Raw genomic sequence first — 18556 nt, forward strand, 5'->3', positions numbered from 1 at the left:
CGAACGCGGTAGCGTCATGCCGGATTTTCGAAATATACCGCCAACAAGCCCGACGCATTCATTACATCCAACTCCGCTTCGATTTCATTTTGAATCAATTCCAAATGATTCAATTTAATTTCGGTACGGGTACGCGATGAATCCAGCAATTCGATCAGACCGGTTTGCCCCAGGCGGTAAGCGTCCTCGGCCATTTGTTTCAAAGTTGGCAATGGCGCCACCACTTCTTTTTCAGCCTTTGCCAACGTCGCCCGACGGCGCGCCAGTACGTCTACAGCGCGCTCCAATTCCTGGCGCGTGGCCGCCACCAGCAATTCGCGCTTTAACTGGCTGGCATGGACTTCGGCAGCGGCGCGGGCCATGCCGCCTTGGCCGCGATCGAAAATCGGCAGATCGACCGATACGCCAGCGAAAGTAGTGTTGCCATACGGCTTATCGGTGAAAGCGGTACCGAACATCAGCGAAGGCACCGGCCAGCGTTCCCGCTCAGCTTTTGTCAAACCAGAATCCGCTGCGATCATTTCCCGACGCGCCGTTTCTAGATCCGGATTGTTGTGTTCGGCTTGTTGCCATAACTTATCGATGTCCGTGGAAACACCAATCGGCTCCAGCGAGCCGCTGGCTTGCGGCTTCCAGTGCGGGAAGCCCAGCAAGCTGGCTAACTCGCCAATAGTGCTAGTCAGATTGGTTTGCGCATTTTCCAAACGGGTATTCAGACTTTGTACTTCCTGGGTGATACGCAGCACATCGTATTGGCTGGCGGTGCCGGCGTTTTGTTTGCCGGCGATGATGGTTTGCAAGCGCTCCAGTTCAAGCCTGGCCTCATCTAGTAAAGATACACGCTGCTGGTTGGCCAGCAATTGCGCAAACAGCCGCCAGGATTCGCGAATCAACTGATTGTAATCCGTCTCGACCCGGGCCGCTGCAACATCGACCTGCCGTTCGGCACTGTCCTTGCGCGCGCCGCGCTGTCCGGCCAACAGCATCGGTACTTCAACAGTAATGTTTTGTTGGGACGGACCGTCGAATTGAGTATTCCTCCGTCCGCCAGCCTGATCGAAACGGCCATAGCTGACCTTGGGATTGGGCAGCACATCGGCGGCCACTACTTCCGCTTCGGCCGCTTCGATTTGGCTGCGAGCCAACGCGTATCTGGGGCTTTTCTCCCGGACGATTTGCAGTAAATCCCGAATCGTCACCGTTTCCGGTAAGGCTGAACTGGCCGTGTCAGACTCGGCATAACCCAGCGGGCTGTTTAACAGGGCAATCAGCAAAATCAGGCTGGCTTTGGGGTTCATACTTGGCTGTCCAATAATTCGTCGGCTTCTTCGGGCGTGAGGATTTGTTTGCTAGTCACGAATGAATAAATCACCGGTAGGATAAACATAGCCACCAAAAAGGTGGTCAACATACCGCCGACGATCACTACGGCAAACGGCCGCTGGGTTTCGCTACCGATGCTGGTCGATAAAGCCATCGGTAATAGCCCCAGCAATGCCAACAGAGAGGCCATTAATACGGGGCGCAAGCGTTGAGTTGCACCTTCGTTGATCGCTGCCAGCAAGTCCATGCCGCTGCGGCGCATTTCCTCGGTCGCACTGAGTACCAGTAAACCCATCAGGCATACTTGGCCGAGCAAGGCGATAAAGCCAATTGCCGCGCTGACCGACAGCGGAATATTGGTGAACATCAGCGCAAACACACCGCCGGTCATCGCAAACGGCGTGGCAATCAGGATCGCCGCCGCGCTACGCCCTGATTGCAAAGCACTATACAACAAGCCCAGTACGATCAATACCGCTATCGGCACCACCACACCCAAGCGGGCCATCGCCCGCTGCTGATTTTCAAACTCGCCGCCCCAGCTCAGGAAATGGTCTTCCGGTACTTTGATGTTGGCAGTGACCAACTCCATGGTTTCATGTACCACCGAGCCTAAATCGCGGCCTTCCACGTTAAATTTCAAGGCCATGTAACGGCTATTGGCTTCGCGTTCGATGGAGGTGCGGCCTTGGGCAATATCGATAGTGGTCAAATCCCGCAACGGAATATAGGCTCCGGAAGGATTGACCACGTTCATATTGCTGATTTTCTCAATATCCCCGCGTTCGTTCTCCGGCAAAATCAAACGTATCGGCACCGGCCGCTCGCCTTGCCACAATTCGGAGACTATCCTGCCGGCCATGCCGATTTCGATGGTATCTTGCACTCTGTCCACGTCAAAACTATTGCGGGCCAGGGCAGCGCGATCCAGTTTGATTTGTAATTGCGGCACCCGCGATTCGCGGTAAAGATCCAGATCGATCACGCCATCGACCTTGGCCAGCAGGAGTTTGATGTCTTCCAGCGTGGTACGCATTTTTTCTAGATCGGGGCCGTAGATTTTCAAGACCACTTTACCGCGCACCCCGCTCACCGCTTCTTCGACATTATCCTTGATCGGTTGCGAAAAATTGAATCGCACGCCCGGTATTTCTTCCAACGAAGCCCGCATCGCATCTACCAGCTTTTCTTTGTGCCAGCCAGGCCGCCATTGCTCATGGTGTTTGAGATGCACGAAGGTTTCGCTCATGTTCACGCCTTCGTTGTCGGTGCCGTCCTCGGAACGACCTTGCTGGCTCAAAATACCCAACACTTCCGGAAATTTCATCAAGCGTTGGCGCATGTCCAATAGAATTTCCTGACCTTTATCCAGCGAAATACTCGGGGGCATTTCCACAAATACATGGATGTCGCCTTCATCCAGTTCCGGTAGAAATTCGGTGCCCAGCCCAGCACCGGCCAAGCCGCCGGCAAGCAACAAAATGCCGGCAAAGACCAAAGCCAGGGTTCGTTTACCCAGCACCTGGGCCAATAAGCGGGAATACCAATTCCGCAAGCGTTCCAAAAACTTAGGCTCGGCTACCAAGGCATGTTTGGGTTGAATGAAGGTGGCGCACAAGGCCGGCACCAGCAGCAACGCAAAGATCAAGCCGCCGGATAAGGCAAAACTGTAAGTCATTGCCAAGGGCCGAAATATCCGGCCTTCGACGCGCTCCAGCGTAAACACCGGAATCAACGCGGCGATGATAATCAACATCGCAAAAAACGCCGGCTTCGCAACATCCACGGCGGCATCGGCAATTAAATGCAGCATTTCCCGTCGTGATTGCGGTTTGCGATGCTGGGCCTGGTGCATGACGTTTTCGATCAGCACCACCGCGCCATCGAGAATGATGCCGAAATCGATCGCGCCCATGGAAATCAAATTGGCCGGCATGCCCAGCTGATACAAACCTAAAAATGCCACCAGCAGCGACAACGGAATCACCGTCGCCACAATCAAGGAGCCGCGAATACTGCGCAGAAACAACCAGACTACGCCCACAACCAAAGCAAAGCCGTGCAGCAAGTTGTCGAATACGGTATGCAAGGTGCTGCTGACCAATTCGGAACGATCCAGAAACGGCAAGATCTTCATGCCTGCTGGCAAAATCCCAGCATTTAATTCCGCGACTTTCTCGTGCAAGGCGTCCAACACCCGCGACGGGTTTTGGCCGCGCCGCAGCAGTACGATACCTTCCACCACGTCTTTGTGTTCGTCCAAACCTACCGTGCCGCGGCGTGGCGTATAGGATTGCACTAGGCGGCCAACGTCGCCGACGGTGACCGGTGTGCCTTCGTGGTTTTTCAGGACGATTTTTTTGATGTCGTCCGCAGACACCAAGTTGCCGACACCACGCACCACCATTTCCTGATCGCCATAACTCAGGAAACCGGCACCGACATTTTTATTGGACTTTTCCACGGCAAGCCCGATGTCTTCAAGCGTCAACCCTACCGATTCGACGCGAGTCGGATCGATTTGAATATGAAACTCCTTGTAATAACCGCCGAAAGTCAGTACGTCAGCAACCCCCGGCACCTGGCGCAATTTGCGCGACACGTTCCATTCCATTTCCGAACGCAGCTCGTAAAGCGAATGCCTGTCACTGGTCAGGGTGAATTTGTAGATTTCGCCCAGCGGCGTGTAGTCCGGCACCAATACCGGCGTGACGCTGCTGGGTAATTCCGCACCCGATATACGTTGGGAAATCTCGGTGCGGGAATGGAAGCTGTCAATATGGTCTTCAAAGGTAATCGTCACCAGCGACAAGCCGAACAAGCTTTGGCTACGCATTTGCAGCATATTTGGCGTGCCGTTCAATACTCTTTCCAGCGGCACGGTTACCTGCCGCTCCACTTCTTCAGGCGCATAGCCCGGCATCAGGGTAATGACGGTCACTTGCGTGTTGGTGACATCCGGATAAGCTTCTATCGGCGTTTCCATAAACGCATGGATACCGAAAATAGCGATGATCACCGCCACGATAATCACGAAAAGACGGCGGTGAACGCAATGCTCAATCAAGGGGCGCAGCATCAGTACCCCCGATTAAAGCAGCATAGATGCGGAGGAATCGAGCAGCAACGCCCCCGAAACCACTACTTTTTCGCCATCTTTAAGCCCGTCCAGCACCGGCACCTGACCGTCGCGTGCCTGTCCAATTAGTACCTGCCGTGGCTCGAAGCGGCCATCGCTGGTTTCCACGTAGACCATGGTATGTTTTTTGTCTCGAATCACTACCGCAGTGGTAGGCAGGACGATATGGTGAGGACCGGCAGCTTCGATCAGGCCTTTGGCAAACATGCCCGGCTTTAACACCAAATTGGGATTGTCGAATTCGATATACACCGCACCCCGGCGTAAATCGGACTGCATCGCGGCACTGACCGCTACTACCCGACCGGTTACAGGCTCGGGTAAGGCGCTGATCTGCAATGTCGCTTTGGCGCCTTTTTCGATCAGCGGCAAATCGTTATCGAATACATCGGCAACGATCCACAACGATTGTGGTTCGCCGATTTCGATGATGGTGTCGCCGGCGGCCAACGCCGAGCCTATCGAGGATTTAATCTGTAACACCACGCCATCTTCGGAAGCGCGCAATACCACGGCCTGATCCGTGCCATCTCCGATCATCTGCAAAGCTTGCTGGCTGCGTTGATAATCGGCCCGCGCTTCGCGCAATTGCACATCGGCTTCCGCACGCTCCACTTCCAGGCCAACACCGCTTTTTTGCATCATCTCCTGGCGACGCATACGGTCTTCGGCACGTTGCAGAGCGGCTTTCGATTCTGCAACGTCGGCTCGCATCTTGGCGGCGTCGGCGCTTTCCAGAATGGCAATCGGTGTGCCTGCTTTGACGCGGTCGCCGACTTGTATATTAATTTTTTTCAGCCGTCCAGCCACCACCGCGCTTACCGCTGATAGGGCTTTGGTTCTGAATTCGACATGCGAGGGCGCTTGCACCATAGCCGAGAAATTTTGCGGCGTGACCGTGGCGACGCTGATATACGGCTTTGATTCGGTTGGAATTGAAATCAGCCCATCATGTTGGTCAATGGCTGTAGCCTTAATTGCCTCAGCAGATGCATTGGAGACTTTTTGATTTGCCGGGTGCTTGTCGGGTGGAGCGGAACAACCGATTAAAAGGGTTGCTGCCAGTATCGAAACGATGAAATTGAGGTGCATGAATTATTATTTTTATGTAAACGCTATTTTTACGGTCAAAGCCGGAAAGTTGCACGATGTTCAAAAAGAACGCCCCTTAACGAAAAGGAGGGTTAACTGCTGTCGGCATAATATCGTATCAATATTATCTCATCTTGTGCTCTTCATTTTTGTAAAACCGTTCTCTTTGCGTGGCGTTTTAAACCGGAAAAAACTTTCCATGCTAACTTGTCGTCAGCGAGAAACATGCCATATATGACAAAGCGCACTCGCTCAGTAACAATAGGCAAGGGGGAGGGCTAAAAGCCAATGACTTGGTTCAAACAACCCTGTTTAGCGGGCTATTTAAACCACAGATGTAATGGGTATAAATAATGCCGGGTGATGATTATCAACCCGGCCCTTAAATACCGTTCGCCCTGAGTCTACGAAAGGCGCGCCGGCCTGGGCTTAGACAAACTCAGGCCGAACGGCATAGCAGTAATAAGCGGGGCTGAGTTAATAATAGAATCAGTACAGAACTAAATTCGCAGGAGTGGGAGAGGGAAACAGAGAAAATTCAGGCAATAAAAAAGGCGCATTGCCTAGACAATGCGCCTTGTCTCAAAGTAAAGCTAATGCTTACAGTTTGTCAGCATTTTTACTCAGGTATTCAGCTACACCGGCAGGGTTGGCATTCATACCTGCGTCACCTTTGTTCCAACCGGCTGGGCAAACTTCGCCATGCTCTTCGTGGAATTGCAGCGCGTCAACCATGCGCAGCATCTCGTCAAAGTTGCGGCCCAGTGGTAAGTCGTTGACAACTTGATGGCGGACGACACCTGCTTTGTCGATCAAGAAGCTGCCGCGGAAAGCTACGCCACCAGCGGATTCAACATCATAGTCTTTGCAGATGCTATGCGTCATGTCGGCTGCCAGTGTGTAGCGGACGGGGCCAATGCCGCCTTGGTTGACGGGGGTGTTACGCCAAGCGTTATGGGTAAAGTGCGAGTCGATAGAAACGCCTACCACTTCAACGCCGCGGCTTTTGAATTCGTCGATACGATGATCCAAAGCAATCAATTCGCTTGGGCAAACGAAGGTGAAATCTAATGGATAAAAGAAAAGTACTGCATATTTACCGCTAGTCGCACCCGAGAAACTGTACGAGTCAACAATTTGACCGTCGCCTAATACCGCAGGAACTGTAAAGTCAGGGGCTTGCTTACCTACTAAAACGCTCATCAATTTTCTCCAAAATTATTTACAAAACAAAAGGTTAAGAGGATGTTTGCGCCTCTGCGAGAAGGCTGATTCCTATTCTACACCAATTTAGTTGGTATTCACCTAATAATCCCGGCAAATTCCGCTTGCAAGACAGCCGATTTCGCGCTAATTTGTAATCCATAGCTTACACAATTAACAGGCGGTCTGCGTGCTTCGCGCTGCTTAAATTCACTATGCAGACCTTTGTGAATTTTTTAGGGTACGACAAATGGCAAAAGTAAAACACATTACAGAACCCGATACTTTCGGTTTTCAAGTTCGTATTGTTCGGCGCGGCAAGGAGAGCAGCCGTTATTTCTCTCACAAGCTCTGGGGCAGCAAAACCAAGTCGCTGAAAGCCGCGATTACTTGGCGCGATCAGATGCTGGTGGTGTTGAAAGGCAGTAAGACTCGCTTCTTGAAGCCGCCGAAAAACAAAACTACTACCGGTGTGACCGGCGTATCCAGAACTATCAAGTTCGATCACCGCAAGGATAAAAGCTATCTTTGCTACACGGTGTTTTGGGTAAAAGATGGAAAGTCCCGGAATAAAACCTTCCAAGTGGGTAATGTAGACACGGTAACCGCCGATGACGAATTACACGCGTTTCGGACTGCCCGACTATTTCGTAGTTGCTACGAGCATGCCATCGACCACGATGCGCCGTTCGACGACAGCAAATTCGCGAACTGGAAAAAATTGCGTTTATATGAAAACGAGATGCTGAACGCAGTCAACTGAGCGCATCAGCATGGGATTAATCGATGCGCATCTCAATGCGCATCGACAGATCGACCGCAACTACGTTTTTCGTTAAAGCACCTATCGAGATAAAATCCACCCCGGTCTCGGCAACAGTTCGGATATTATCCAAAGTAATATTTCCAGACGCTTCCAGCTCCAGTCGTTTCTGATTTAGCTCTACTGCTGTACGCATATCCACCAGCGAAAAATTATCCAGCATGATCCGATCCGGTTGCGCGGCAAAAGCCTGAGCAAACTCGTCAAGATTTTCCACCTCTACCTCGACTGGCACATCCGCATAGCCCCTAGCCAGCCTGATCGCATTGGCGATTGAGCCGGCCGCGAGGATGTGGTTTTCCTTGATCAAGATAGCATCGAATAAACCGATACGATGATTGAAACAACCTCCGCATTTGACCGCGTATTTTTGCGCCAAACGTAAACCGGGCAGAGTTTTGCGGGTATCCAAGACCTTGCAGCCAGTACCCGCCACGGCCTCCGCATAGTGACGCGCAACAGTCGCCGTCGCGGATAAGGTTTGCAGTAGATTCAGCGCCGTACGCTCCCCAGTCAGCAATGCCCGAGCAGGGCCATGCAAGCGGCATAGCAGGGTATTGGCAGAGATGCTATCGCCCTCAGCACATTGCCAATCGACGATGACCTGAGGGCTCAATTGTCGAAACACCTCATCGAACCAGGCTGTACCGCACAGCACCATGGGTTCGCGGGTCAACACTGTGGCGTTGGCTTGAGTCTCGGCTGAGACAATGCTGGCGGTAATATCGCCGCTACCGATATCTTCAGCCAGATAAAGCGCGATTTCCTTTGGGTTTGGTTGCATGGGCGTTTAATTGACGATGAACAAGGTGGGTAATTATAAACCGCATGCGGTGACAGCTGAATCAAACTCGGGCCAATCAAGTAGGGCAACTAAAAGCGTAGGGTTATGGCTGGCAAAGCTTATAAAATACCGCATCACTTACAACGCTTGAAAACCATGATAATTCGCGGCCACTACTTGAGCAGCGCTTGCCAGGTCGCTTCGCCGAACTGCGACGACAGGCCGGACTCCGACGATATTTCGTTGTTGGTAATCCATTGCATCAGCCTGCCTCCGGAACAATTCGCGGGCGACTACATCGATGACTTGTTTTGTAACAGGCTGGATCCCAGCGCACATCCTTATTTCCAGGACATATATCAGCTAAAGGTGTCCTCGCATTTGCTGATTCGCCGGGATGGCAGTATCAGGCAATATGTACCGTTCCACCGCAGGGCCTGGCATGCAGGCGTCTCCAAATACCAAGATCGGGAACGCTGTAACGACTTTTCTATTGGTATTGAGCTGGAAGGAGCCATCAGCGTGGCTTACACGGACATTCAATATCGGCGTCTTGCCGATGTATGTAGAAAATTACTGGAAGATTATCCGAAATTATCGAGCAGGCGCATTGTCGGCCATAGCGACATCGCCCCGGGCCGAAAAACTGACCCTGGACCATATTTCGATTGGCACTACTTTCACAAGTTGCTGGACTCTTGCGCCGCAAATCCATCACCATAAGCGGATGCGCGCAACACAAGCAACAAACTATTAAACTGTGGACAGAAAAAGCCGAACTAATCGGCTTTTATTTCCAAATGCACAGCTTTAAGGATCTCGAGTAACTCTTGATACTGGACTTGTAGCGGACCCAATTCGCTCTCTAACTGGGCAATGCTTTCGTTGACATTGCCTTTGGATTCGTTGATTTTTCTAAGCATAATCAAACGACTTTCGATTTGTTTTTTGTGGTCTTTGATTTGGTGCATCAGCGGGGACAGCACACTATTGCTCCAGGTGACCGCATCGCGCTGGGCTTGTTGCAAAATGTTTCTCGCCTTCGCAATCAGCGTACCGTATAGCTTATTGACCACTATGCTTTGCTCGGTCATCGTGGTTTTGGCGCTATTGCGAAACGCTTCGCCTTCTTCAAAAATCTGCTCCAGCTCAAACTGGTGTTGTTTAATCGAAAACAATTGCGGCTCGATTTCCTTAAAACCGTATTCGTCCTGAAATTTCTTATGAATAGCCTTGATCAAGCGGCGCGTTTCTTCGGTCATATCGACTGAATCCTGGAGCAAATCGCGCAACTCGTCAAACAACCTACGCATGTTCTGTTTCATGCCGTAAGTAGTCAGGCTTTTGCTCATATCGTCTTTAGTGCGCCGAATTATGTCGTCGATTTTTTCTTTGGCAAACGAATCGATCAACATCTTGGCTTGTACCGCAAACACTTTCCGGCTGGCCTGAAAGTTCTCGATATTAGCCATGTAAGCGTTTTGACGGTCACGGGTCTCGGCCATCAATTTGCCGGTCAACTCCTGATTCTCGAAATCGACCTGTTTGAATTCATCGAGCTGCTTTTGCGCGTTGGTAATCTTGGAATCCATCAGCTTGACAGACTCACTGACCAGAAAACCGATCTCCTTATCAACCACAGCTTTCAGAATGTCGCGGCGTTGATCAAGAATATCGTCCGACAGATAACTTTCCAGCAGATTCAGACGACTTTTTTGCAGCAAGGCATCATCGCCTTTCACCTTAGCCAATAGCGCCTGTTTCGCTGAGACCGGAAAAATAACTTCCTTCTCCAGATTCAGGATCATCGCCGAGGTATCGATTTGCTTTTGAATCGCGGCTTCATAGCCGGTTTCACCGGCCAAATCGTCCCACATCGAGTCGATTTTATTCATCACCACAGCCAAACCCTGACGCCGGTTACCCCTGGAGCTACAGACGTGGCTTTTCCACATCTCCAGGTCGCTTTTAGTCACACCGGTATCAGCCGCCAAGACAAAAATAATCGCTTGAGCGCTGGGCAACATGCTTAAGGTTAACTCTGGCTCCGTACCCAAGGCGTTCAAGCCCGGCGTATCCAGAATGCACAAGCCTTCTTTCAGCAAAGGATGTGGAAAACTGATCATCGCATGCCGCCAACACGGCACTTCCACCGTTTCCGGATTGATAATGCCTTGCTCGGCAGCTTCGCGTTCGTTCCACAAGCCAAGCTTATCGGCCATTTCCCGAGAAACTTTTTTCGTGGCAATCAACTCTCTAAATGCTTCCTGCATTTGTGTGGGCGACTCGCAATTCAATTCGATTTGCGTCCACCGGTCAGGATTACGTTTGTAATCCATCAAGGAAATATCTTCGAGGCGACTCTCGATATTGAGTAATCGAATGTAACTGCCGCCTTTTTCATCCCAGAACAGCTCGGTAGGTGACATCGTGGTGCGTCCCGGCGATGACGGCAACAAGCGCACGCCCGTTTCAGCAAAAAACAGCGCGTTGATTAACTCGGTTTTACCTCTGGAAAACTCCGCCACAAACGCTAAGGTGACTCGATCGTTGTGTAATCCTTGCAATATATTTAACAACGTATCAGTACTTTGTGGATCACTGAAGCGATAACGATTGCGCCAGTCCCGATACAATTCGATACCCTGAATCAGTTGTTCGCGCCAATGCGTGTATTCGTGCAACTGTTCTTTAAATTCCAGATTTCTCATGGCTCGCCTTTGTTCCGACTGTACTCAATATAAGGGGCAAATTGTAACGGCTAAGTGTAGACCAATAATCCATAAGCAAAAGCCTAAGGCACGCATGACTACTCAAATTCCGTACTGCTGTCGATAGGCCTGAATAATAGCCAACTTATCAGCCGAACCGTTCTGTTGGGAAATAAACTCAATGATGTCGGCCAAGCAGATTATCGCCAACACCGGAATGCCGAATTGCGCCGACACTTCCTGGACGGCCGACAATTCATTCTGACCTTTTTCCTGACGATCCAACGCAATTACCACACCTGCAACCGTCGCACCGGCGGCATTGATAATCTCCACTGATTCGCGCACCGACGTACCTGCAGTAATCACATCATCCAGAATCCAGACTTTGCCTTGCAGGGGCGCGCCGACCAATACGCCGCCTTCGCCATGATCCTTGGCTTCTTTGCGGTTAAACGCAAACGGAATATCGCGCTGCAAGCGGGAATAGGCAATCGAGGTGGTACTGACCAAGGGGATGCCTTTATAAGCCGGCCCGTACAATACATCGACCTCGACACCGGCGCTAATCAGCGCCTGCGCATAAAACTGCCCTAATTTATCCAGCTGAGCGCCGCTGTTGAATAGGCCGGTATTAAAGAAATAAGGACTGATTCGTCCGGACTTTAAATGAAATTCGCCAAACTTTAATACGCCGCAATCCAAAGCGTACTGAATAAACTGTTTTTGGTAATCGAGCATTTTGGAGTGTTACAAATCTAAAATGAAAGCAATTATACCCGCGCGTGTTTAATCGATGAACTTTTCTAGGACTATGTCCAGAAAATCCCAACCTTTTTCGCTACAGCTATAGACCAAGCCATCCCGGTGCATTAGACCTTGGGCGAGACAGCGGGATAAATTAGGCTCCAAGCTATCTGCCGCCAATCCGGTAGTCAGTTCAAAATCCTTCAGACTAAAGCCCTTCTTTAGTCGCAATTGGTTCATCAGAAACTCTAACGGCAATTGTGCGACCTCAATCGCTTCGCATTGTGATCGACCGGGTTGCGATAAATACTGTTCCGGGCTTCTCGGCTTAACCGTGCGCATTATCTCATCCGGCAAGGCGCGACTGATTTTGCCGTGCGCGCCGGCGCCTATCCCCAGATAATCGCCAAATTGCCAGTAATTGCGATTATGTCGGGATTGCTTGTCGGGTTTTGCATACGCAGACACTTCGTACTGCTGGTAACCGTTTTCCGCCAACAGTTGCTGGCAGCGCTTTTGCGCGGCGAATATCACGTCGTCTTCCGGCAATTTCGGCGGAAACTTATAAAAATACGTATTGGGTTCCAGCGTCAGTTGGTAAAAGGAAATATGGGTTGGAGCCAAGCTAATGGCAATTTCCACATCGCTCAAGGCCTCGCTCTCGCTCTGATCCGGCAAACCGAACATCAAATCCAGATTGAAATTATCAAACCCGGCTTTACCGGCGATGTCCACCGCAACCATGGCTTCGGCGGCGGAATGCACCCGTCCTAATGTCTGCAAATGCCGATCCTGAAAGCTTTGAATTCCTATCGATAGGCGATTAATGCCTAAAGCCCGAAACTCATGAAATTTTGCGCTTTCGAAGGTACCTGGATTGGCTTCCAATGTGATTTCGCACTGTTCGTCAACAGGTAATGACTGCCTGACTCCGGCCAACAAACGGTCTAACGCTTCAGGCGAAAACAAGCTAGGCGTGCCACCCCCCATAAATATACTGTTGATGCTTCGTTGCCCACCCAGCAATTCTAAATCAGCGTGCAGGTCGGTCAGCAAGGCATCGATGTAAGCTTGTTCTGGAATCGGTTTTTTAACGGCGTGGGAATTGAAGTCGCAATACGGGCATTTCTGGATGCACCAGGGAAAATGGACATAAAGACTCAGCGGTAACAACTCGATAGACCTTACCACACGCCAAGGTTGGGCATGGAGGCCCACGGCTCTTGCGGCGGCAAAGCTTGGCCTTTTTGTAACAATTCGATAGAGATTTGGTCTGGCGAGCGCAGAAAAGCCATATGTCCATCACGCGGCGGCCGGTTAATCGCTACTCCTTTAGCCATTAAGTCTTGGCAAACCGCATAAATATCGTCCACTTCGAAGGCTAAATGCCCGAAATTACGGCCACCGCCGTAATCCTCCGTATCCCAGTTGTAAGTCAGCTCCAGTAATGGCGCGTCAACCGCTACAGCGGTTTGCCGGTCGCCAGGTGCAGCGAGATACACCAAGGTAAAACGTCCGGTTTCGCTTTCCATGCGCCGCACTTCAATTAAGCCCAATTTATTGCAATAAAAATCCAGCGATTCGGCAAGATTCTTTACCCGAACCATGGTGTGTAAATAACGCATATTTGCCGCCCCAGAAAATAAAAGCGCGATTATGAACGAGTCGGCGGTGGAGAATAAAGTTTCCTGATCAATAACAGGCTTCCGCTCAACCAAGAAACCCCGCCATGCCCGCCATCCAGGGCCATCGATAGCAAGCTTCGAACTATCCATGCGGCCTGGATTTCGGTATTCGCTGCCAAAATGACGATTTCAAGGATGGGGCAGCGTACACTTGAAGCGGCTTGCTGATCAGGTAACGTTATACTCGCAAGCCAGACGAGCTCGCAGCAACCCAATTAATCCAAAGCTTTGCGATACACCGACGGCATGATGGTTTGCAGTTCGGTTTTCATACCACTTAACGACTCAGAATGGCTAATGAAAAAATAGCCGCCTGGACGCAGGTACTTAACAATTTTGTCCAGCAGGCGTTGCTTGGTTTCAATATCAAAGTAAATCATTACGTTACGTAAAAAGATCACGTCGAAGCTACCCAGGTCTGGCAACGTTCCAATCAAATTGGCATATTCGAACTTAACGCGACTGCGTAGCTCAGGCGCCACCAGCAAAAAACCGTCATATTGCCCCGTCCCTTTCAGACAATACTTTTTCAGCAAAATTTGGGGGATTTTTTCTGCGGCATTACTGGGGTACAAACCCCGCCGGGCTTTTTCTAAAATCCGCGTGGAGATATCAGTCCCGATAATATCCCATTGCCGGGATCTCAAATACTCCGCCAATAGCATCGCCAGCGTGTAAGCTTCCTCGCCGCTAGAGCTGGCCGCGCTCCAAACCCGAAACGGCTTGGCCGCGGAGTGCTGCGGCAAAATCTTTTCAACCACATAATCGAAATGCTTGGATTCGCGGAAAAAATAGGTTTCATTGGTGGTTAGCAAATCGATAGCCATCGTCGTTTCATTTTCGAATCCCGGCTTACCGAATTGCCGAAAATACTCGCCATAGCTATCGATGCCATGATGACGCAAACGCTTCTCCAAACGTCCCATCACCATGGCCTGCTTACTATCGTTTAAGACAATACCAGCGTGCTTGTAAAGATAGTCTCTGATCCAGGCAAACTCTTGCTTATGCAATATCGGCGCGCCGACACGATGGATTGACGACACTCTATACTCCTATTTGTAGCGTATACACATCAACTCTCCCAATAATACGGCTGCTTGTACTTAAAACCGCTCGAAGTGATTAAGATCGAATTCCGGTTCGTTGTTTTCGTGGAATTTCGGTTTTTTTGTGTACAGGGTTTTTTTCGTGGTTTGCCGACGATTCGAGTACGCAACTCTCTGGCTTGGCGATTGCTCGCCCGTCATCCTAAAAAAGCTCATCAAAAGTTGTAATTGTTCGGATTGTCCGGTCATTTCTTCGGCTGTTGCCGCCAATTCTTCGCTTGCAGAGGCATTTTGCTGTGTCAGCTGACTCATCTGACTCATAGCGGTGTTAATCTGACCTGCACCTGCCGATTGCTCCTGAGACGCGGCGGCGATTTCCTGCACTAAATCAGAGGTTTTGGCGATACTCGGTACGATCGCATCCAGCAGCTTGCCGGCGCTTTCAGCCGTCATTACGCTGTTTTCCGCCAATTCACCGATTTCCTGCGCGGCTATTTGACTCCGCTCGGCGAGTTTGCGGACTTCCGCCGCGACCACTGCAAACCCCTTGCCGTGGTCGCCCGCCCGCGCCGCTTCTATAGCGGCGTTTAAGGCCAGCATATTGGTTTGATAGGCGATGTCGTCAATGATGCCGATTTTGCTGGCGATTAGTTTCATGGCCGAGACGGTGTGCTTAACTGCCTCGCCACCTGCGATGGCTTCCCGAGATGCTTGACTTGCCATGCCTTCTGTAATCCTGGCGTTTTCGGCATTCTGATTAACACTAGCTGCCATTTCTTCGATACTGGCACTGGATTCATCGACACTTGCGGCTTGCTCACTCGCCGACTGCGCGAGGGATTGGGACGTAGAACTGATTTGTTCGGACGCGTTCAACAACTCACCGGCCGAGGACGTCACTTCGCTGACTATCTTCGACAAAGCTTCAACGGTGCCGTTTATGCCGTCTTTGGTTTCGCCGAACAAACCAGGATAGGCCTTGATTATGGTTTGCGACAAGTCGCCATTCGCCAGCGCACCGGCCACCCTGCTAATGTCCTGCAATGCAACTTCGGTCGTATCGGTCAGCTGGTTTAATAACTGGGCAATTTGCAGATCGCTACCTTGCTTGCTGTCCAAACTCATCTTGGTACTAAAATCGCCATTCACCGCATCCTCCACTATCATGCGAATTTCGGCAACATTACTACCCAGCCTGGTTTGCATGGCTTTTAATCCCAATAAAACCTGACTGGCCTCGTCTTCGCCTTCGGCGTCAATCACCGAATTCAATTGCCCATTGGAGATTTTGTCAAATACCGCTATTGCCTGTGCCAGCGGCCGGGTGATCGACCTTGTGACCACGATACCCAACCAAATCAGAATAGCTATCGCACCTGCCAGTAAGCCAACTGTAACAATTTGAGCGGATTCAAAACGGCTGACGCCAGCCTTGTATTCGCTCTCTGTCATGGTTAGTAGTTGATTTTTTAGCGCTTCCAAATGGTCGTCGACCGGTTGATAGGAACTTTCAACAAGCCCGGCCAGCTTTCCTGCCTCGCCCATCCGACCGGTATGCAAGGCTTCAAGCCCAGGTGTCATGACAGTGGCATTGAATTTTTCATGAGTGTCGTTAAAACGTTCTGCAAGTATTTTTTCATCAGGAGTTAGGGATGAAGTGATGTATTTCTTCCATCTATCCTTGATTTCAGCGCTATTTTTTTCAATGGTTTTTAACGTTTCAGAGTTGCTCTCTGAACTTGACTTATTTTTTGACATTTCGTCGAGTATTGCCTTTATCTCATTTGCGTTGTCGCCAAGAAGCTCATTCATGACCGCCAAATTCTGTAATGGCTGCATCCTATTTTCGTAGACAGTTTTTAAGCTTTGCTGGCTGCTGTTTAATCCTACCAAGCCCTGCACTGCCAATATCGCCGCAACTAACACACCCAGACCAATCATGCCGGCCAAACGGGTTCCGATTTTGAGTTTAAGTAACATGTTTTTTTATTCTCCAAGTTAAATTGGCTTTGACGACTCTACCTTGATAAATGCGCAAACCTTTGGCTTTGCCCTCGCGAAACAAAAGGTAAGCCTGCCCGGCGGCTTCGATTTGCTCGCGCGTCGGTTTGTGACGAATCGACATGTACGTTATGACTTTGCCGTTATCGAAAATGGGCGTGGCATTTGCTACTACCCAATAGTAATCGCCATTTTTACAACGATTCTTGACCAAACCGGCCCAGGGCCGGCCGGCTTTTAGATTCTCCCAAAGATCGGCATAAGCCTCTGAAGGCATATCCGGATGGCGCACGACGTTATGCGGCTTGCCAAGCAACTCTGCTGCTGAAAAGCCACTGATTTTGACAAAGGTATGATTGATTAGGGCGATATTGCCGTTTAAATCGGTTTTGGAAAAAATCAGCTCATCGTCGCCAAGCTCGACCTCATGCTGGGTAACCGGTTGATTATTTCTCATGAAATCGGGTCCTTTGCGAATGGCCAATTAAAAAATAGACTACTCGGCTAGCAGGGCCTTGCAGGGCTAACAACATATCGAAAAGCTCGGCTCGTACGGTCTGGCTACTCAAACTGCGCGTGTCGTTCATGGCCCACTTTACTTAACGCAGCCATTTCATCCACGGACAGTACCTTGCTGACGTTTAACAAAATAACAAAGCGGCCATTCCGTTTGGCCATGCCGTTAATAAAGTCAGGTCTAATCCCCGCCCCAAAACTTGGCGGCGGCTCGATGTCCTGTTGACTGATTTCGACCACTTCGTTGACTGCATCCACGATGATCCCCAGATCCTGGGATACGCCATCCTCAGTTTCGCTGGCGGTTTCGACGATAACGATACCGGTGCGCTTGGCAACAGGCGTCGATCCCTTACCGAAGCGCGCCAGCAAATCCACCACCGGCACCACGCTACCGCGCAGATTAATCACGCCGCGCACAAACACCGGCATCATAGGTACTTCGGTAAGATTGCCGTAATCGATGATTTCCTTACTACTCAAAATGCCTAGTGCGTAAAGCTCGCCCCCAAGGGTAAAGGTTAAGTATTGACCCGCCAGCGCAGTCTGTTTGCTCTGCGCAGCCGGTAATTTTTCCTGAGTTGTTGCAAGTTCTGTCATGGCCCGCTCCTAGAAACGTTCGAACTGGTTTAAATCGAAGTCATGATCGATATTCGCACTTGCCTGAGCGACGGGCTTCACCTTGATAGTCTTTTTTGCCGCTTTGACTTCAGTTGGTGTCGTAGCTCTTCGACCGCCATTGTCGAGTCTAAAAAAGCTCATCAACGATTGCAGCTGTTCAGCCTGACTGGTCATTTCTTCCGCAGTTGCCGCCAATTGTTCGCTGGCCGAAGCATTTTGCTGGGTAATCTGGTTCATCTGGTTCATCGCATTGTTGACTTGGCTGACACCGGCCGATTGCTCTTGCGACGCGGCGGCAATTTCCTGGACCAAATCGGAGGTTCTGGCTATGCTGGGGACGATTTCATCCAACAGTTTGCCGGCCGATTCGGCTGTTTCCACGCTGGTTTCCGCTAATTCGCCGATTTCCTGCGCGGCCACTTGGCTGCGCTCGGCCAGCTTGCGGACTTCCGCCGCCACCACCGCGAAGCCTTTGCCGTGATCGCCGGCCCGCGCCGCTTCGATGGCCGCATTCAGTGCCAACATGTTGGTCTGATACGCAATGTCGTCGATGATGCCGATTTTCTTGGCGATCTCGCGCATGGCGTCAACGGTCTGCTTAACGGCTTCACCGCCTTGGCTGGCTTCGGTAGCGGCTTTGCTGGCCATGCCGTCGGTGACTTTGGCATTGTCGGCATTCTGGTTGATGCTGGCCGCCATTTCCTCGATGCTGGCGCTGGTGATCTCGACACTGCCCGCTTGTTCGCTGGCGGCTTGCGACAGCGATTGGGAGGTGGAACTGATCTGCTCGGAGGCATTACCCAGCTGATCCGCTGCCGAAATAACCTCGGAAATGGTTTGGGAGAGTTTGGCGACGGTGTTA

At 50.8% G+C, this 18556-nt stretch carries 16 protein-coding genes; 2 read left to right on the top strand and 14 right to left on the bottom strand.

Annotated elements, in window-relative coordinates:
* Positions 1 to 14: 14 nt before the first annotated feature.
* The 4 genes from G006_RS0116660 to G006_RS0116675 form a co-directional block, all read right to left on the bottom strand.
* Positions 15 to 1298 (bottom strand): TolC family protein, encoded by a 1284-nt coding sequence (locus tag G006_RS0116660; RefSeq protein ID WP_020484358.1) that lies wholly within the window; start codon positions 1296 to 1298, stop codon positions 15 to 17.
* Entirely contained in the window at positions 1295 to 4402 is a 3108-nt protein-coding gene (locus G006_RS0116665; protein WP_020484359.1) for an efflux RND transporter permease subunit, read from the bottom strand. Before G006_RS0116665 ends, G006_RS0116660 begins: the two co-directional genes overlap by 4 nt.
* Positions 4403 to 4414: 12 nt before the next feature.
* Positions 4415 to 5554 carry an efflux RND transporter periplasmic adaptor subunit gene (locus tag G006_RS0116670; RefSeq protein WP_020484360.1) on the bottom strand — a complete coding sequence of 380 codons (1140 nt, stop codon included), beginning with the start codon at positions 5552 to 5554 and terminating at the stop codon, positions 4415 to 4417.
* Positions 5555 to 6154: 600 nt separating this feature from the next.
* Entirely contained in the window at positions 6155 to 6757 is a 603-nt protein-coding gene (locus G006_RS0116675) for a peroxiredoxin (protein ID WP_020484361.1), read from the bottom strand.
* Between the two features lie 250 nt (positions 6758 to 7007).
* Between G006_RS0116675 and G006_RS0116680 the strand changes: the two genes are divergently transcribed.
* Complete coding sequence (locus tag G006_RS0116680; RefSeq protein ID WP_020484362.1) at positions 7008 to 7520, top strand: hypothetical protein; 513 nt, start codon at positions 7008 to 7010, stop codon at positions 7518 to 7520.
* Between the two features lie 16 nt (positions 7521 to 7536).
* Here G006_RS0116680 and nadC read toward each other — a convergent pair whose 3' ends face one another.
* Entirely contained in the window at positions 7537 to 8364 is an 828-nt protein-coding gene (nadC, locus tag G006_RS0116685; protein WP_020484363.1) for a carboxylating nicotinate-nucleotide diphosphorylase, read from the bottom strand.
* Positions 8365 to 8469: 105 nt separating this feature from the next.
* Between nadC and ampD the strand changes: the two genes are divergently transcribed.
* Positions 8470 to 9087, top strand: coding sequence for a 1,6-anhydro-N-acetylmuramyl-L-alanine amidase AmpD (gene ampD / locus G006_RS0116690; protein WP_020484364.1), 618 nt, complete (start codon positions 8470 to 8472; stop codon positions 9085 to 9087).
* A gap of 56 nt (positions 9088 to 9143) precedes the next feature.
* Here the strand turns inward: ampD and G006_RS0116695 are convergent, their stop codons facing one another.
* The 9 genes from G006_RS0116695 to G006_RS25760 form a co-directional block, all read right to left on the bottom strand.
* Positions 9144 to 11075, bottom strand: coding sequence for a dynamin family protein (locus G006_RS0116695; RefSeq protein WP_020484365.1), 1932 nt, complete (start codon positions 11073 to 11075; stop codon positions 9144 to 9146).
* A 102-nt stretch (positions 11076 to 11177) separates the two neighbouring features.
* Entirely contained in the window at positions 11178 to 11816 is a 639-nt protein-coding gene (gene pyrE / locus G006_RS0116700) for an orotate phosphoribosyltransferase (RefSeq protein WP_020484366.1), read from the bottom strand.
* Positions 11817 to 11864: 48 nt separating this feature from the next.
* The gene (gene hemW, locus G006_RS0116705) at positions 11865 to 13040 is read right to left on the bottom strand and encodes a radical SAM family heme chaperone HemW (protein WP_235048864.1); all 1176 of its coding nucleotides are present in this window, start codon (positions 13038 to 13040) and stop codon (positions 11865 to 11867) included.
* Positions 13007 to 13447 carry a VOC family protein gene (locus G006_RS0116710; RefSeq protein ID WP_020484368.1) on the bottom strand — a complete coding sequence of 147 codons (441 nt, stop codon included), beginning with the start codon at positions 13445 to 13447 and terminating at the stop codon, positions 13007 to 13009. The genes hemW and G006_RS0116710 overlap by 34 nt, the downstream gene beginning before the upstream one ends.
* A 275-nt stretch (positions 13448 to 13722) precedes the next feature.
* Positions 13723 to 14553, bottom strand: coding sequence for a CheR family methyltransferase (locus G006_RS0116715; protein ID WP_020484369.1), 831 nt, complete (start codon positions 14551 to 14553; stop codon positions 13723 to 13725).
* 60 nt (positions 14554 to 14613) lie between these two features.
* Positions 14614 to 16536, bottom strand: a complete 1923-nt coding sequence (locus tag G006_RS25755) for a HAMP domain-containing methyl-accepting chemotaxis protein (protein WP_020484370.1) — start codon at positions 16534 to 16536, stop codon at positions 14614 to 14616.
* Positions 16526 to 17014, bottom strand: coding sequence for a PAS domain-containing protein (locus tag G006_RS0116725; protein ID WP_020484371.1), 489 nt, complete (start codon positions 17012 to 17014; stop codon positions 16526 to 16528). The genes G006_RS25755 and G006_RS0116725 overlap by 11 nt, the downstream gene beginning before the upstream one ends.
* A 104-nt stretch (positions 17015 to 17118) precedes the next feature.
* Complete coding sequence (locus tag G006_RS0116730; protein ID WP_020484372.1) at positions 17119 to 17673, bottom strand: chemotaxis protein CheW; 555 nt, start codon at positions 17671 to 17673, stop codon at positions 17119 to 17121.
* Positions 17674 to 17682: 9 nt separating this feature from the next.
* Positions 17683 to 18556, bottom strand: an 874-nt coding sequence (locus G006_RS25760) for a methyl-accepting chemotaxis protein (protein WP_020484373.1), incomplete at its 5' end; no start/stop codon positions are given.

The sequence above is a fragment of the Methylomonas sp. MK1 genome (assembly GCF_000365425.1).
Lineage (GTDB): Bacteria > Pseudomonadota > Gammaproteobacteria > Methylococcales > Methylomonadaceae > Methylomonas.

What these genes read in the sequence shown, in the direction of transcription:
- G006_RS25755 (WP_020484370.1), bottom strand. Translation starts at nt 16,536, where the DNA reads ATGTTACTTAAACTCAAAATCGGAACCCGTTTGGCCGGCATGATTGGT.
- pyrE (WP_020484366.1), bottom strand. Translation starts at nt 11,816, where the DNA reads ATGCTCGATTACCAAAAACAGTTTATTCAGTACGCTTTGGATTGCGGC.
- G006_RS0116730 (WP_020484372.1), bottom strand. Translation starts at nt 17,673, where the DNA reads ATGACAGAACTTGCAACAACTCAGGAAAAATTACCGGCTGCGCAGAGC.
- G006_RS0116670 (WP_020484360.1), bottom strand. Translation starts at nt 5,554, where the DNA reads ATGCACCTCAATTTCATCGTTTCGATACTGGCAGCAACCCTTTTAATC.
- G006_RS0116725 (WP_020484371.1), bottom strand. Translation starts at nt 17,014, where the DNA reads ATGAGAAATAATCAACCGGTTACCCAGCATGAGGTCGAGCTTGGCGAC.
- G006_RS0116710 (WP_020484368.1), bottom strand. Translation starts at nt 13,447, where the DNA reads ATGCGTTATTTACACACCATGGTTCGGGTAAAGAATCTTGCCGAATCG.
- G006_RS0116675 (WP_020484361.1), bottom strand. Translation starts at nt 6,757, where the DNA reads ATGAGCGTTTTAGTAGGTAAGCAAGCCCCTGACTTTACAGTTCCTGCG.
- nadC (WP_020484363.1), bottom strand. Translation starts at nt 8,364, where the DNA reads ATGCAACCAAACCCAAAGGAAATCGCGCTTTATCTGGCTGAAGATATC.
- G006_RS0116665 (WP_020484359.1), bottom strand. Translation starts at nt 4,402, where the DNA reads ATGCTGCGCCCCTTGATTGAGCATTGCGTTCACCGCCGTCTTTTCGTG.
- ampD (WP_020484364.1), top strand. Translation starts at nt 8,470, where the DNA reads ATGGCTGGCAAAGCTTATAAAATACCGCATCACTTACAACGCTTGAAA.
- G006_RS0116660 (WP_020484358.1), bottom strand. Translation starts at nt 1,298, where the DNA reads ATGAACCCCAAAGCCAGCCTGATTTTGCTGATTGCCCTGTTAAACAGC.
- G006_RS0116680 (WP_020484362.1), top strand. Translation starts at nt 7,008, where the DNA reads ATGGCAAAAGTAAAACACATTACAGAACCCGATACTTTCGGTTTTCAA.
- G006_RS0116695 (WP_020484365.1), bottom strand. Translation starts at nt 11,075, where the DNA reads ATGAGAAATCTGGAATTTAAAGAACAGTTGCACGAATACACGCATTGG.